The sequence below is a fragment of the Mycoplasma sp. 4463 genome (assembly GCF_048381515.1).
In the GTDB taxonomy this organism is placed as follows: Bacteria; Bacillota_I; Bacilli_A; order Mycoplasmatales; family Metamycoplasmataceae; genus Mycoplasmopsis.
Map to the genome: position 1 here is coordinate 1 of NZ_JBLWID010000046.1, position 804 is coordinate 804.

Annotated in this window: 1 protein-coding gene; it reads left to right on the forward strand. The window is 25.2% G+C overall.

Features of this window, described 5'->3' with window-relative positions; translation table 4 throughout:
• The first annotated feature begins 482 nt into the window (after positions 1-482).
• On the forward strand, positions 483-632 hold the full coding sequence (locus ACNF36_RS03010) for a hypothetical protein (protein ID WP_418303681.1): 150 nt from the start codon (positions 483-485) through the stop codon (positions 630-632).
• Positions 633-804 lie beyond the last annotated feature (172 nt).

The window sequence follows — 804 nt, forward strand, 5'->3', positions numbered from 1 at the left end:
AGTTGTTTCATAATCACTCCTTAATATAAAAAACACAAAATACGACGTTGTCCATATTTTGTGTCCCAGTTTAGTTTTTTTATTTTCTGTCTACTTTTCTTGTCCTAGTTTATTTAACTTTTTTCTTTGCTTTTTTTTTTTTTTAGAATAGCAATTAGAAGATTGAATGCTAATTTAGTTTTATTAGTGCTTAAATCTTCTCTTATAAGTTATTTCGGTAATTTTGTCTTGAAATCACTGACTTAAAAGTATTATTTTTACTTGCAACAAGTAAAAATAGATATTAAATTTTAATATCTTGAAAGGAAAATTAAGAAATGGGAAAGCATTATTTTTTATCAGTGCCTATATTGGTATTATGAATTTTAAGTAGATTTTTATTTATTCCTCTAATTTTATCAATACTCTTGTCAGGTAACGGAGGATATGCTGCTGGTGTGAGCCCTGTTGTGATTCTTCTTTTACTTTTAATTAGTGGAATTATGATAGCTTTATTTGTTATGCAAATCATTGGCACAATTAGAATTTGAAATATGAACATAACTGTCGCAATTTTATACATAGTAGGATTTTTCTTCCCGATTTGTACAATTGTTGGAGTATCAATAGCTATTCATAAAAAACAATTCTAGTAATTATTAGATAAGATGAATTTAATGGATGATCGAATGACAGTCATCCATTTTTTATCGAAACATAAAATTCTCTTAACAACATGAAAAATAAAATAAAAATAAAAAAGATAGCTTAATGCTATCTTTGAATAAATTAATTAACCTTCTTAATATCTTTTCATAAATAAGG